At 62.4% G+C, this 15,383-nt stretch carries 11 protein-coding genes; 2 read left to right on the forward strand and 9 right to left on the reverse strand.

Annotated elements, in window-relative coordinates; translation table 11 throughout:
• Window positions 1–5: 5 nt before the first annotated feature.
• The 4 genes from KY459_03740 to KY459_03755 form a co-directional block, all read right to left on the reverse strand.
• On the reverse strand, window positions 6–2,732 hold the full coding sequence (locus KY459_03740; protein MBW3563817.1) for a protein kinase: 2,727 nt from the start codon (window positions 2,730–2,732) through the stop codon (window positions 6–8).
• On the reverse strand, window positions 2,729–5,488 hold the full coding sequence (locus KY459_03745) for a protein kinase (GenBank protein MBW3563818.1): 2,760 nt from the start codon (window positions 5,486–5,488) through the stop codon (window positions 2,729–2,731). Before KY459_03745 ends, KY459_03740 begins: the two co-directional genes overlap by 4 nt.
• A gap of 49 nt (window positions 5,489–5,537) precedes the next feature.
• Entirely contained in the window at window positions 5,538–7,127 is a 1,590-nt protein-coding gene (locus KY459_03750) for an amidase (GenBank protein ID MBW3563819.1), read from the reverse strand.
• A gap of 99 nt (window positions 7,128–7,226) precedes the next feature.
• Complete coding sequence (locus KY459_03755; GenBank protein ID MBW3563820.1) at window positions 7,227–7,727, reverse strand: protein kinase; 501 nt, start codon at window positions 7,725–7,727, stop codon at window positions 7,227–7,229.
• Window positions 7,728–7,919: 192 nt separating this feature from the next.
• On the opposite strand from KY459_03755, the gene KY459_03760 reads away from it, so the two are divergent.
• A complete protein-coding gene (locus tag KY459_03760; GenBank protein MBW3563821.1) occupies window positions 7,920–9,872 on the forward strand; it encodes a prolyl oligopeptidase family serine peptidase in 1,953 nt (650 codons plus the stop codon).
• An 834-nt stretch (window positions 9,873–10,706) separates the two neighbouring features.
• Here the strand turns inward: KY459_03760 and KY459_03765 are convergent.
• The 5 genes from KY459_03765 to KY459_03785 all read right to left on the reverse strand — a co-directional run bounded on the left by KY459_03765 (window position 10,707) and on the right by KY459_03785 (window position 13,057).
• Window positions 10,707–11,171 (reverse strand): cupin domain-containing protein, encoded by a 465-nt coding sequence (locus KY459_03765; GenBank protein ID MBW3563822.1) that lies wholly within the window; start codon window positions 11,169–11,171, stop codon window positions 10,707–10,709.
• A gap of 237 nt (window positions 11,172–11,408) precedes the next feature.
• Window positions 11,409–11,828, reverse strand: a complete 420-nt coding sequence (locus tag KY459_03770) for a PIN domain-containing protein (protein ID MBW3563823.1) — start codon at window positions 11,826–11,828, stop codon at window positions 11,409–11,411.
• Entirely contained in the window at window positions 11,825–12,082 is a 258-nt protein-coding gene (locus KY459_03775) for a type II toxin-antitoxin system Phd/YefM family antitoxin (protein MBW3563824.1), read from the reverse strand. Before KY459_03775 ends, KY459_03770 begins: the two co-directional genes overlap by 4 nt.
• Window positions 12,083–12,466: 384 nt before the next feature.
• Window positions 12,467–12,763, reverse strand: a complete 297-nt coding sequence (locus KY459_03780) for a HigA family addiction module antidote protein (protein ID MBW3563825.1) — start codon at window positions 12,761–12,763, stop codon at window positions 12,467–12,469.
• Window positions 12,764–12,772: 9 nt separating this feature from the next.
• Window positions 12,773–13,057: a type II toxin-antitoxin system RelE/ParE family toxin gene (locus tag KY459_03785; GenBank protein MBW3563826.1), complete on the reverse strand. Its 285-nt coding sequence runs from the start codon at window positions 13,055–13,057 to the stop codon at window positions 12,773–12,775.
• A 162-nt stretch (window positions 13,058–13,219) separates the two neighbouring features.
• On the opposite strand from KY459_03785, the gene KY459_03790 reads away from it, so the two are divergent.
• Window positions 13,220–15,364, forward strand: a complete 2,145-nt coding sequence (locus KY459_03790) for a diguanylate cyclase (protein ID MBW3563827.1) — start codon at window positions 13,220–13,222, stop codon at window positions 15,362–15,364.
• The last annotated feature ends 19 nt before the right edge of the window (window positions 15,365–15,383 follow it).

Raw genomic sequence — 15,383 nt, forward strand, 5'->3', positions numbered from 1 at the left:
CGCTCTCACTGCCTGTTCTCGAGGAGGCGCGGCCAGTTCACCATCACACGGGTCGGTGGCGAGGCATCGAAGTCACGCTTCATGAGGACCAGAAGCCTGCGGCCATCCGGAGCGACCTCGAATCCGGAGAGGTCGGGATTGTCGAAGATGGTTTGCGGATCCTCACCAGGATCGCTCACACTCGAAGACAGCAGCCTGGTGCCGGCCAGATAGAAGAGCGTCTCTCCGTTCTGACTCCAGGCCGGAGAGGTCCCGCCGCTGAGGGAGATCTGTCGCGCTGGTCCGGGGCCGGGGAATGGTTTGATGTAGACCTGCGACTGCCCCGATTCGTCCGATGTGTAGCTCACCCATTTACCGTCGGGAGAGAACCGCGCATGGTTCTCCGCGAACGGAGAGCGAACGAACGGAAACGGCTCGGCGTCACCCTCGAGCGGCGCGACCCATAGATCTCTCTTCATCGCCGGCTCTTTATCGGTGGCGTAGAGGAGATAGCGTCCGTCGGGCGAGATGTCCCTCGGGATCTGCACACCCGGCTCGGCAAGCACGAGTGCATCATCGCGCTGACTGTCGAGCTCTTTCACATAGATGTCGGGCACACCCGACCTGTCCGAGGCGTAATAGATCCGCCCGCCGTCCGGGCTCAGGAGAGGCGAAGCCTCCCATCCCGGCTCGTAGGTGAGGCGGGTCGAGGTCTCACGCTCGACGCCGAAGAACCACAAATCGAAGGTTCCGATGGAGGGATCAGCAACGGCAGCCAGAAGTCTCGTGCCGTCGGCCGTGAATCGCGGAGCACTCGAGTACTCGCGCGGCTGTGCCGGAAAGGCGCCGAGATTCAGCCCCGAATGGTCGATCCATCGCAGGGTCGAGCCGGTACGCGGCTCCTGGACGGTCAGAATCCCGTTGTTCGACACAGAGAAACTCGCGGCGCCCGTCGGGAGAAAGTAGTAGACGTGCTCGCTCACGACAATCGGATCTCCAGTAAAGGAGAGATCCTCTTCATCGAACGGCGCGGCGAGAAGAATGCCGTTCCGGACGAAGAGCAGGTATCCGGGGGCCACATACTGAACTCTCGATGGAACGTCGCCAATGTACCTGATCTCCGGAGAGTCGATGGACGCTGCCATCAGTCTGTGTGGCTGCACGTCCCGGTTCGGTTCCCGGGTGAACGTGATGAAAAGAAACCGCCGGCCATCCGGAAGGAACGTAGGGAAAGCGTGTCCGAGGTCGTGTTGCGCAGCGTCAGGTTTGGTGATCCCGACCGGGGCTCCTCCGTTCGCGGGGACCATCCGGATTCCTTGTCGCGTCGAGCCGACCAGGATACGCCCTTCCGGTCCCCATTCGATTCCGACGGCGGTTGGAACGTCCGCAAGTACCTGCACCGGGCCACCATCCGCGTCCACCCGATGAAGCCGCCCCGCGGCGAGAAAGGCAATCGATCTGCTGTCGGGGGACCAGGATACGACGCCCGCTCCCTCAGAACCCTCAACTGGCCGGACTTCAAAGGAATCGAGCGATCGGACCCATAGGCTTTGGGGGTGGTCGACCCCGGCGGCGTTGAAGACCACCTTCGAACCGTCCGGCGAGATGCGTGCGAGAGAGGCAGCGCGATAGGTGCGGTCGATCCCGGGAATCGTGAACTGGTAGTGCGGTTTCGGCGCGCTCTTCCTCGCAAGGAAATAGCCGAGGACTCCGGCAGCCGCGAGGCCAGTGATCAGGCAGAGCGCGAGAAAAAGCTGGTCGCGTCGGCGCTTTCTGATTCGAAGCGGGGTGATCACACCCGCCTGCGATCCGGCCTCGCTGATCCACTTCAGCTCGCTCGCCACGTCGTGTGCCGACTGCCACCGGTCATCGGGATCTTTCTCGAGACATCTGGCGATCACGTGCTCGAGCGCCGGCGGAGTGAGCGGCTGCATGTCGCGAATCGGGCGTGGCTCGCCGCTCACGATCTGCGCGATGAGCGACGTTTTCGATTTTCCGTCGAATGCCCGCTTTCCGGTCGCCATCTCATAGAGCACGCACCCGAGTGCAAAGATGTCCGTACGCGGGTCTGCCTCGATCCCCTCGAGCTGCTCGGGCGCCATGTACTGGAACGTTCCGAGAATCGTTCCCTCGGCGGTGAGCGGCTCCTGCGGCCGGAATGCCGTGGGTTCGTCCACAGCTACAGGTGGCTGAGATGACCCGGGGAGGCTTAAGCGGATATCACTTTTTGCCAGGCCGAAGTCGAGGAGTTTCGTACCCGACTTCGTGATCATGACATTGCCCGGCTTGAGATCGCGGTGGACCACTCCCGCGCGATGCGCCCGGTCGAGCGCCTCGGCGATCTGCGCGCCGTACTTCAGGACGTCTGTCAGGGGGAGCGGCCCCTTCGCGATTCGCTCGGCAAGCGATTCGCCATCGATCAGTTCCATGACGAGGTAGGAGAGGCTCGGGGCTCGGGGCTCGAGGCTCGGATCCCCCGCGAGTCCCGAGCCTCGAGTCTCGAGACTCGCTTCGCCGACGTCGTGCAGCACGCAGATATGCGGGTGATTGAGCTGTGAGATCGTCTTCGCCTCGCGCTCGAATCGCAGCTTGAGCTGCGCGTTCGACGCGAACTCGGCCGGGAGGATTTTCACGGCGACGTCGCGCTCCAGGCGCGTGTCGCGCGCACGCCACACCTCCCCCATGCCGCCAGCGCCAATGCGGGAGATCACCTCGTAAGGACCCAGCCGGTTGCCACTGTGAATGTTCGTCATTTGGCCTTTTCCCTGATATCGGAATCGAAGCCGGCGGAAAGGTGAATGCGATCCTGCATCTGTTCTTCCTCGTACAGCAGAAGAAGGAAGCGCTCCCCGTCGGGAGCCACGTCGAAATATCGCCCCCATCTCGACTCGCCGAGTCCGTGAATGTGCTCGAAGAGACGCCGCGGCCGCTCGCTCCGGCCTTCCGGACCGGATGGCATTCTGACGCCGAACATCTGCTCTCCGCTGCGGTAGAAGAGCTCGTCTCCGCGTGGAGACCAGACCGGGTCGTCGCCGCCATCGATGGAGATCAGAATTTTGGCGTCTCCTTCCAGTGGGCGCAGGTAGATTTCACGCCTTCCTGACTCGTCGGAGGAGTACGCGAGCCACTTTCCGCCCGGTGAGAAACTGGCGGACCGCTCTTCGAAGGGAGTGGCGACCAGCGGTGCCGGCTTCCTGTCCCGATCCTCGAGAGAAAGCGTCCAGAGATCGCTCCCACCAGAGTCGGCGAACTCAGTAAAGACGACAGTTCCATCCGTCGAGACTGATGTTGGCACCTGCTCTCGCGTGCTCTCGGTCAGCCGCTCGACGATTCCGGAACCGTCCGTCCTCATCCGATACAGGTTGAACTGACCCGCGCGATCGGACGCAAAGATGATCCACTTCCCGTCCGGAGTCCAGACCGGGTTGTAATTTTCTCCCTCAAAAGTCAGCCTGACCTGCGTTCCCCGCTCCAGGTCGAGCAGCCACAGATCGTCGTTTGAGGAGACGACCTGCACCGCCACCTTCTGCCCGTCGGGCGAAATCCGGAAAAGATTGTAAGAGCCGGGCTGCTCGACCGAAGATGTCACATTCCCGTTCAGGTCTGTCCAGAGAAGGCGGTTTCTGCGAACGACCTCACCACCGGGGACGAACGCCAGCAGGCCACTGCGTGAGATGGAATAGTGGGACGTTCCGCGTCCCTGGTTCATCAGAACCCCATTCACGAGCTCGACAGGCGTACCGGTCACCTTCTTCCGCTTGGGATCGAAGGCAACCCCGAACAGCGAGCTCGATCGGGCGAAGAGCAGATAGCCGCCGGCGACATACGAGGCACGTGACCCGCCCTCCAGAATGGTCGATCTTGTGCCGTCGCGAAGGGAGACAGCGCCGATCACGGCGCGGTCGAAAAGCTGTCCCGATCTCTCGATGGTGAAGATGATCGTCTCGCCGTCCGGAAGTACGTCCGGCCATCCATGACTCGACTCTTTCGCAGACAGATCGAGCGTTGTAAGCGTTTCGATTCTGCCCCCCGATGCACTGACTCGTGAGAGGCCGCTGTTGTAGTGAGGAGCGAAGACGATCGTATCGTCCTCGAGCCAGACGGCACCCGTGGGCGAACCGCGGACAGTCGCGATCCTCGCCACCGCTCCTCCGTCGACAGCCACCTTGCGCAATTCACCTCCGGCGACGAAACCTACCCACTTCCCATCAGGAGAGAAGAAAGGAGTGTCGGCGTGCTCGGATCCCGGTACGACTCTGCCTTCGAACTGGTCGAGCGCGCGAAGGTGCATCATCGCGGGACCGCCGCCCGTGCTGGCCGTGTAGGCGAGGATGCCGCCGTCGGGAGAGACCGCAATGTTCGGCAGCATGCTCTGTCCCAGCACTGTTCCTTCGGCCAATGGAATCCCGAGCCGGAGCGACGGCATCCGAGAGTCTCGCAGCTTCCACAGTGCCGCGCCGAGGGCAGCACTGAGCAGCACGATCACGACCGCTGCCACGACCGCCAGCCGCACTGGAGAGCGTCTTCCACTCTGCGGCTGTACTTCCGACGAACTCCCGATCCATCGCAGCTGTTCGGCGATGTCACGGGCTGACTGCCAGCGATCGTCGCGATCTTTCCGGAGACACCGTTCGATCAGGTGCTCCAGAGCGGAAGGCGTCAGCGGCTGCAGAGTTCTCGCCGGCCTCGGCTCGGAGCCGACGATCGCGGCAATCAGACTCGTCTTCGTCTTCCCCTCGAACGCGCGAGTCCCGGTGAGCATCTCGTACAGAACCGCGCCGAGGGCGAAGATGTCCGTGCGGGGATCCGATTCCTCCCCTTCGAGCTGCTCGGGAGCCATGTATTGAAACGTCCCGAGGATGGTGCCCTCCTGCGTCAGGGGCTGTGCAGGCCTGAAGGCCGTCGATTGATCCTGGACATCTCGCTGCGGTTCGGCTGAGCTCTTTCGTTGCAGTCCGCCGGCAGAGAATATGGTAGCTGTCTTGGCCAGACCGAAATCGAGGAGCTTCGCCCCTGAGCGCGTCAGCATGACGTTACCGGGTTTCAGATCCCGGTGAACCACGCCATGGCGGTGCGCCCGGTCGAGAGCGTCGGCGATCTGGGCACCGTACTTCAGGACCTCGGCGAGAGGGAGGGGCCCCCTGCCGAGCCGATCGGCGAGCGATTCGCCATCGATCAGCTCCATGACGAGGTAGGAGACGAGAGGCGAGAGGTGAGAGGCGAGTTGTTGTTCTCCCTCGCCTCGCGCCTCTCCCCTCTCGACTCTCGTCTCTCCCACATCATGCAGCACACAGATATGCGGGTGATTGAGCTGCGAGATCGTCTTCGCCTCGCGCTCGAAGCGAAGCTTCAGTTGCGCGTTCGCCGCAAACTCCGTCGGGAGGATCTTCACCGCGACGTCGCGCTCCAGTCGCGTGTCGCGCGCACGCCACACCTCTCCCATGCCGCCAGCGCCGATGCGGGAGACGATTTCGTAGGGTCCGAGACGGCTGCCGGAACTGACGTTCATTGAGGGTGGACTCATTATAGGCCGCCGAGGCGGCTATTCATTGGACGATTCAGTGCGAGCTCTCCACCGCCGCAGCCCCGCCACTTCCACGGGGCAGCGGAGGCGTGGACACAGGCGCTCTCCGGTGGCGGGTCGCCTGCTCATACCCGTAGGCAATCTCAATGAGGATCGGCTCCGACCAGGCATCACCGACAATCTCGAGTCCCACCGGCAGACGCTCCTGCTGCACCCAGCCCATCGGAACAGTAATCGCCGGAAAACCGATGGGCGGAGCCAGCAGACCGCTGTTGTTCCCGTGGGGCGTGTTCAGGTCTCCGATCAGTCGCGGCGGATTGTTCCAGGAGGGATAAACGAGCGCGTCGAGCCGCTGCTCACTCAGGACCCGCCGGACGGCGGCACGAAGCTGGTCGGCGTCCGCGGCTATCCCCACACAAGCCTGGTCCTCCTCAGGTGAAAGTTCGGCGGCTGCGAAGTACCGCAGCCGAGGCTCGGACGATGGGTGGAACCGACGCGAATCAAGGACCTCCTCGAGCGTGCGTACCGGCGCGCGGTCTCCGAGGCTGGCGAGGTAGGATTTGAGATCATGCCTGAACCGGCGGCAGACCAGGGTCGTCTCCCGAAGCCGTTCGTGACCAGGAATGGAGATCGGATCGACGACCACGGCCCCGGCTGAGCGGAGTGCCGCAAGGGCTTCTTCAAACCGGGTTCGCACCTCGGCATCGGCCGTCTTCGTATCGGAAATCTGACGGAGGACTCCGATCCGTTTGCCACGCAAACCACCGGCCTTCAGGTGTGCTCTGTAGCCGCCGGGAGGGCTCTTCTCGAGGCTGGAGACCGTGACAGGGTCAGCGGGATCATGGCCGGCGATCACGTCGAGGACGGCGACTGCGTCGCTGACTGTCCGGGCCATCGGACCGCCGATATCGCGGTCCAGGTTGAGCGGAACGATTCCATCGCGGCTCGTCAGACCGAGCGTCGAGCGGATGCCCACGAGCGCGGTATGCGACGCCGGTCCGCGAATGGAATTCCCGGTATCGGTGCCGAGGCCGACAGCGCCAAGGTTGGCGGCCACTGCCGCCGCCGTCCCGCCGCTCGAGCCGGCAGTCGAGCGGTCGAGCGCGTAGGGGTTCTTCGTGTATCCCGGAAGCCTGGAGCTCACCGTGACGAAGGCAGAAAATGCGAATTCCGAGAGATTGGATTTGGCGAGCACGATCGCGCCGGCCTCACGGAGCCGGCGCACCTGGAACGAATGGTCCGGAGGCAGCGATTCCTCGAGCACCAGCGAGCCGGCGGTCGTCGGCAGCCCCTCGACGTCATAGTTATCCTTCACGATCACAGGAATACCGTGAAGAGGTCCGACGAGAGCGCCACTCGATCGGAGCGCCGCGTCAAGCGAGTCGGCATTTTCCAGGGCATCGGGATTCAGCGCGATCAGCGAGTTGATCGCGGGACCGCTCTTGTCGTAGGCGTCAATCCGCTCGAGGTACGTCTCCACGAGCTGGCGCGCCGTCAGCCGTCCCGCCAGCATCGCCGCATGAATCTCTGCGATGGTCGCCTCCTCGACTTGGAAAGAGGGCGCCGCATCCTGAGCGTAAAGCGGCTTCGGAATCAGCAGCGCGAACAGCGCTGCAACGGCCATGATGCCTGAACACAACAGCGCCGCTTCGAAGAGCCGGTCGTCCTCGCGCGTGCGCTCGGCTGTCTTACCGTAACACATGTTTTACCGTCAGGCCGGCATTCACCGATCGATCCATGACGAGGTAGGAGAGGCTCGGGGCTCGAGGCTCGAGGCTCGGATCCCCCGCAGTCCCGAGTCTCGAGTCTCGAGCCTCGCTTCGCCGACGTCATGCAGCACGCAGATATGCGGGTGATTGAGCTGTGAGATCGTCTTCGCCTCGCGCTCGAACCGCAGCTTCAGCTGCGCGTTCGACGCGAACTCGGCCGGGAGGATCTTCACCGCGACGTCGCGCTCCAGGCGCGTGTCGCGCGCACGCCACACCTCTCCCATGCCGCCAGCGCCAATGCGGGAGATCACTTCGTATGGGCCGAGCCGGGTACCGACGAGGAGCATGTTCAGAAAGTCTGCCGAAGCGACATTATCAACCGACTGCGCCGGAAAAGCGAGACCCAGGCGTTTCTTCGCAGCGGGGTAATTGAATTCGGCGCGGGAGTCCCGAACCCGCGGCGCTCTGCCCGCCCGGGTGTTCCATCCGCGAGGGCCTTCGGGTAAACGCCGCATTACACGCGATCTTCGCAGGCTTCATGACGACTCAGCCGAAGCCCGACTGAGCGTCCCCCCCTCGTCTGCACCAGTTCGAGGAGCTCGTCGGCGACGTCTGTACGTGTTTTGTCGAGTGTGCGTTCATGTTCATGTACTAACTTCATACGAAACCGGTTCTATGACACGCCGTCAAAGTTGTAAGTCATGAAGATGAGAACGGTACCTGCCACCATCCTGCTGTCGATCGCGCTTCTCCAGACGAGCGCGTTTGGGTCCGATGTTCAGTTGCGCTCGTTGCTGGAAGCGTCGGACATGCGCACCGAATCGCTCCATCCCGCACCTGATGGCGGTTCCGTGATTGCGGTCGTCCGGACGGGCAACGCGCCTTATCGCGATGATTTCGTCGGCCTCGGTGTGCGGGTACTCTTCCTGATCGATCTGCGCGCCGGCTCGATTCGGCCGCTCACCGCCGCTTCGGAAGACGCACACTCTCCCGCCTGGTCTCCGGATGGTACGCGAGTCGCGTTTTTCAATCGCGCATTTCACTTGAGCACGCTCGATCTAGCCACGGGGAATCGCCTGGTCATCACTTCCGTTGAGGGAGCGGCGCGAAATCCTGTCGGTGAAGCGGCCGAGATCGCGTGGTCCACCGACGGCAGGTCAGTTGCCTTCGCCGTCCAGCCGGACGTGTCATGGCAGGAACGTTTCATCGACAGAACTGTAAGCGCACCGGGCAGTATGAAAGGACCGATTGTCGTCGACGGGACCTCGGACGATGCGCCGCTGCTTCGCGCCCAGGGCATGCGCGGGCCTCTCTTCACCGGGACGGAGAAGGTATTACGCACTGCCTCTGGAGTGCTGGCGAGTCTTGCCGCGACTGAGCGGCTCCTTTCGTTTTCCGGCGAGGAGGCGATCGTCCGGAACGGCAGCGCGATCGAGATGGTCCCTTCGCGGCGCCGCCTCGGAACGATCGAAGGAAATGTGGTCCACGCGCACCGTACGTCCGGCGGTGCCTGGCTCTTCGTATCGCGAGAAGGGGAGGAGTGGCTGCTCACATCTCTTCGGGAGGAATCCCTGGAGATCCTCGGCCGCACACCGGCTCGCAACGATGTGCGCGTGATCGGCATCACCACAAACGCCCTGATCGCGATCGAAAAGACCGGGACGACTGACCGTCTCGTGGAAATCCACCTCCGCACTGGCGAAGCGCGCACGATTCTCGAAGATGCGGTAGTGCATCGTGTCACGGTCGTTGGTGATCGCGTACTCGCAGCCACGGCTACGGCTACGGAGCCCGAGTCGCTCCAACTCCTCGGCGCGCGCGAACACGTCCGCATCGGGTCGTGGCCCGGGGTGAACCCGAAGATATTTGACGGGATCACCACACGCGTAGTCCGCTGGACCAGCGGCGAAGCCATCATCGAAGGTCTCTATGTGACTCCGCAGGAGGAGAAGCCGCGTGCAACCCTACTCTTTCTACACGGCGGCCCCGAGAGCCGCGCCACCGCCGATGCTCACTTTCTGCATGGCCCTCTCGGAGGCTACGCTGGACTTCTCGCGCGGGCCGGCTACGCCGTTCTGCTCCCGAACTTCCGCCACGGAAAGGAGCTCGGGAATGGGCGCCTCTTTCAGACCCCGGCAGCCGATGCACTGGCCGGAGTCGAGAAACTCGTGTCCGATGGCATTGCTGATCCGAACCGCCTCGGGATTTACGGCTTCAGCTATGGCGCAATGCTCACGGGCTGGATCGTCGCCCGTGATCACCGTTTTCGCGCTGCCGTCCTCAGCGCCGGAACGCTGGACATGCTCGCCGACGATCGCGCCCGGCTTCACGGCGACCGCGCATATCACGCCTACGCGCCCGGCCGCGCCGGCCCCAAGGATCACCTCCTCGATCACTGGATCGCTCCGGAGAAGTATCGCGAGCTGTCCCCGCTCGAGCGCGCCTCCGACGTCCGTACTCCCGTGCTCCTCATTTCCACCGCCGCTGAACATCTCAGCGGTTACGACTATCCTGCGTACTTCAATGCACTCCGCCTCAACAAAGTCGCAGTGCAATGGGCGTATTACCCCGCTGCGTGGCACGGTGGGTCGTGGTCGGTCGACGACCGCGTGGACAGCATGCAACGGATACGGGAGTGGTTCGATGAATCGATCCAGTGAGCACCGCCCAGCGAAGGCTCGCCTGCTGTTGCGCATCGATTTGGGGGTCAGACTTTCGTTCTTCGCCCGGGAGCCGCGGACTGGTCGGCCTCGCGACCGTGATCGATGTCCTGGTGCAGTAGGTACTGTCGGTGCACCGTATGAAGCGGTCACTTTACGGCATGGACTGTCTTAGGCTTCGAGTGTAACCGCGACCGCCAGGCATCTCTCGATCGCCTCACGGAGATTGGATTCGAGCTCTTCGAGCGTTTCGCCCTGCGAGGCGCAACCGGGAATCGCCGGAATCTCGCCCCAGAAACCGCCCTCTTTACTTGTGCCGGGATCCTGACCTTCGTTTTCGGTTCGCGACGTCGGCGTGAGCCTACGGGGCCTTGGACTCTCCCACTGCTGCAGTGAGCCACAGATCTGTGATCCTCCTATTGGACACGCCCTCGCACCGACCGCGTTTCTGGTGCACGGCTTCGTGCATGGGCTCGCCTCGGCGATCTAGAACCCGATGGATGACTGATGCGGACCGGCGGTCCGACATCGACCGAAAGAAACGCCAGGGATAGCGTGCTGGAGCGAAGATCAAGACCACGGCGAGGTCGGGACCGAGGCCTGGAATCCATGGAAAACGCCACCGCCGACCCACCATCCGGCGTTTCCCACAGCTACCAAAGGCCCGACCGCCGCGACAGAATCCTTGGAGAATCAAAAAGACGAGGCGACCTATCCGGCCGCAAGGAAGACCTGCGCTCACGCTTGACAACTGCGCCCAATGGACGACCCCAACTCATGATGTGTTCGGCCATTGACCTTCACTCCAACAACAGCGGCTCTCTCCGGTCCGTCTCAGCGATTCAGGAGATCCATTGCCCACGGACCGATGCCGTTGAGCTGGATCTCGACCGGCTCACTGCCGGTGTAGCCCCACATCTTCATGCGCGGGGGCATCACGGTGACACTGCCGGCCGGCAGTGTCACGGCGGCATCGCGGCTGAGGTTGTTCCCTGTCGCCAGATAGAGAGTCCCCGACAGAACCGTCACGCGCTCGGTGGTCGGATGGGTATGCGCCGGGATCTCGTAGTTCGCCGGGAACCTCAGTCGCAGAGTGAACGGCTCGCGCGCCGAAAGATCGCCCTCGATCACGGCCGACGTGGCTCCAGGCGGCAGTGAACCGACCCGGTTCCATTCGAGCTCGTCGGGCAGAACGGTGATGTGTCCCACGGCTTCCGTCCGTACCGCAGATTGCTCGGCAATGGTCGGTGTTCCGGCTGCAGCGCATCCGATCAGGAACATCAGTGGCAAAGTCCTCATCAATAGCTTCATACACTCCTCCTTTCGAAGGATGTCTGTGCATGCAGAGACCACACCGGATCCGAAGCCGGAGGCGCCTCCACAGCCTTCTCACTTACCAGGATGACCAGCTGGCGCCATAATGTCGGCACTTTACTGCGCCGACATCGGGCGCGACTGAGCTCCTCCACGACTCGATAGCGTCGTTCTGAACTTCCATGTTCTGCTTCATCAGAAGATCCCGGCCGAGGATCTCGATCACTCCGTGCCGATGACCTCGAAACCGAACGCTTCAGCAGCCCGACCGAGCGCACCGTCGTGCGTAGCAACGACCAGCCTTTCGGCCGACTGCTCGGACCAGAGCACTGCAGTCGCGAGATGAATCGCATCGAGAGTTCCAACCACCGTCGGCATGGGCTGAGACGCGCGGGAAAGAACGGGACGGGTAATCTCGACGATGTCGATCTCGTCGATGATCGCGTAGACGGCGGAGCGGCGGCGCGCATGATCTTTGTCCGACAATCCGAACTTCATCCGAAATCGGTCGATCGTCCGCAGGCATTCCACTTCGATGAGCGAGCTGGAGACTCCTCGTCGGATCTCCTTCCACTGGCTGAGACCACCCGGTTGTCCCAGGACCAGCCGGAGTACGACCGAGGAATCGACATATGCGATCATCTTCGCGCGCGATCCTCGAGAAGCAGATCGACGACGTCCTGCTTTTTGCGAATTGACGGCGGGAGAGGAATGCTGGCGAGGCGCCTTTTCCCGGCAGCCTGGCGTACCCGAAGCGGCTCCGATCCGCCCCGGTAAGGAACGATCAGCGCGACGGGCGATCTCCGATCGAGGACGGTGATCGTCTCACCTCGCCGCACCTTTCCGAGGTTCTCGCTCAACTTCGCTTTGAGCTCCGCAATCCCGACGCTCTTCATGACCCTATAGTAGTCATATCTGGTCATTACCGCAAGTGCGGCTTCTACTGAAACCTTTACCGTCCCTCCGGCCACCAATCTGCAGACCCCTCTGATTTCTTCGAGGTTCCTTTCGATTCCTCCGGCACCGGCCCGGCAGGTCGTGTTCGCCGCCTGGGGAGCCGCACGCGACGACGGGGACCTTGGGGTCACATCTGTAGTTTAGCGTGGCACCCGGCCCTGTTAGCGGGCAACCGGCCCTGTTGTAGACAGCCGATGCCTGCCCAGGGCGTCCCGGCGGCGTCGAGCGATGCATCGGAACATTCGTCGCCGGGGGCTTCGTACGGAAACGTTCGCGATGGCTGGATATTCGACGATGGTGGCGTCGTGCAGAATGTCCGTGGCTCAGATTCGGATCGGTTGCGGGAGCTTCTTCATTTTCGAGCTCGCGCGATGCAGATCCACCGCCTTCTGAGCATTGAGCCAGAAGCCGGGAGTCGTGCCGAAGGTTGCGCCGAGCTTCAACGCCATTTCTGCGGTGACGGAAGTGCGGTCGTTGACGAGCCGGTTGATCACCTTTACATCGCATCCGATGTGATCGGCGAGCTGCTTCTGCGTCATCTCCAGCGGAACGAGGAACTCTTCCCTCAGTATCTCGCCCGGAGTCGTGGGTGGGCGGTCAATGCCTGCACGTTTTTCCATCATCTCTCCTCAATGGTAGTCCGTGATCTCGACATCGATCACGCCGAGGTCGGTCCAGCGGAAGATAATCCGCCATTGATCGTTGATCCGGATACTGTGGAACCCCTCCAGTGAACCCTTCAACGCCTCGAGCCGGTTCCCGGGCGGAGATCGAAGATCACTCAAAATCTCTGCGTAGTCGATCATGTCCAGCTTCCTCAGGGCGATCTTCGCGACGCTTCGCCAGCCCGCACGTCTGGGAATCGGTCCGCCGCGAAAGAATTTTTCAAGCGCGGGGTCTGAGAAACTCCTGATCGCCACGTGAACAGCATACCTTAGAACGGTATACCATGTAGCGGTATTGCACGACGAGGGCGCTCGATCGTCCCGTCATGCTCCACCGTTGGGTGGGGAAGATGTGACGTGGAACCTGATCTCCGTCCGAGATCACGCGATCGGTTAGACTTTGCGACGACGATGCTCGATTTCAAGCACCTCTTCGAATCGGCACCCGGTCTGTACCTCGTACTCGATACCGATCTCCGCATCGTCGCCGCAAGCAAGGCCTACCTGGCCGCCACGATGACCAAGCTCGACGAGATCGCCGGGCGGAACATCTTCGACGTCTTCCCGGACAATCCGGACGATCCGACCGCCGACGGGACCCGGAATCTTCGCGCGTCACTCGAGGCGGTCCTCGAAACCAGAGAACCGAACGCGATGGCGGTTCAGAAATACGACATCCCGCGGCCCGCCGAGGCGGGAGGGGGGTTCGAGGAACGCTACTGGAGCCCGATCAACTCGCCGGTGTCGGTCGACGGCCAGCTCACTCACATCATCCACCGGGTCGAGGACGTCACCGAGTTCGTCAAACTCCAGCAGCTCCAGAGCGAGAAGGAAGCGGCCTACGAGCGCACCAGGGCCGAGCTCTACGCTCAGGCCCAGCTCACCGAGGTTCTGAATCTGAAGGAGAGCATCTTTCCCGACGTCGGAACGCTCGGGCTCATCCCCCGCTCGAATCTCTACGTGATCCTGATGAATGCGCCGGCGGCCGTCTGTATCGTTCGAGGCGCGGATTACGTCATCGAGCTCGCCAACCCCGCGTTTCGCCGGCTGTGCGGGCACCGCGAAATCCTCGGCCGGCCGCTGCGAGAAGCTTTCCCGGAGAAGATGTCGCCTCAGTTTCTCGAACCCCTCGGCGAGCTGCCTCGAACGAGGCACGCCGTCATCACCAGAGAGGTCCGTCTGATGATCGACGCCGGGGATGGAACCGAAGAGAAGGAAATCTACTCCTTCGTTTACCAGCCGATGCACGGAGTCAGCGGCGAGAGCGAAGGTGTCGTGATGTTCGGGTTCGACGTCACCGAGCTTCAGACGACCAACGCCGCGCTCGAGCGACTGACCCTGCTCGACCCGCTGACCGAGACCCTCAACCGTCGCGGGCTGCAGGAAAAGCTCGACAGGCAGATCGAAAGCCTGCGGGAGAAGGAGGAAGCGACTCTCGTCGTCCTGATGGACCTCGACAATTTCAAGCAGATCAACGATTCGCTCGGGCATGCGGTCGGCGACATCGCTCTCAAGGAGGTCGCGCTGCGCCTCAAAGCGTGCATCAGGCCGATCGATGATCTGGCACGACTCGGTGGCGACGAGTTCATGGTGCTGATGCCGCGGGTGCCCATCGACGAAGTCCAGCGAATCGCGGAAAGATTGCGGCTGGCAATCAGCAGTACGACCATCCAGGTGAGCACGGGATCGGTCATGTTCACCGCGAGCCTCGCAGCGATGATGCTCACCGAGGAGCTCTCCTCGATCGACGAGCTGCTCACGAAATCTCATCAGGTTCTCTACCGCAGCAAAAAAGGCGGTGGAAACCGCGTGTCGTATTCGGGGTCGCACTTCGATGACACCCTCCGGCGGCTGGCCGAGGCAAGAGACCGGCGCGAAATCCTGATGAAGGGAAAGAAATTCTTTTCCGTCCGGCATCCGATCGTCCGCCTGGAAGACGAATCAACCGTCGGTTACGAATTCCTGACCCGTCTGACCGGCAAGAATGCCGTGGAGATGCCGGACCATTTCTTCCGCTTCTCGGCGGAAGAAAACATTCTCACGGTCGTGGATCGTCAGTGCCTTCGAATCGCTCTCCGGGCAGCCGGGGCGGTCGCGTCAGGGCGGTGTCACGTGAATCTCTATCCTTCGACGATCGTCGGAGTACCAGTGGAACAGCTCATCGACGAGTTCCCGGATGATCGGCCGGACGGGTCGTTCTGCATCGAGATCAGCGAGCAGCAGATTCTGGGCGATCCCTCCTATCTGCTCGAGCCCGTGCGGCAATTGCGACAGGCCGGTATCGCGATCGCCGTGGACGACGTCGGCTTCGGCAACAGTTGCCTGGAAAGTCTGGTTGTCCTCGAGCCCGAAGTGATCAAGATCGACAAGCGCTGCGTCAGGGATCTCGACAGCGACGCCGCCGTCCGCGGGCGACTCGAGCGGTACCGGGACCTCGCCACATCGCTGGGAGCGATGATCGTGGTCGAGGGGATCGAAACGCGCGAGAATCTGGACATCCTCCGTTCGATGGGTTTCGAGCTCGGTCAGGGCTTTTACTGGGGCCGGCCGGAGTGATTGAAGGATACGAGGATAT

Source organism: Acidobacteriota bacterium, from assembly GCA_019347945.1.
Lineage (GTDB): Bacteria > Acidobacteriota > Thermoanaerobaculia > Gp7-AA8 > JAHWKK01 > JAHWKK01.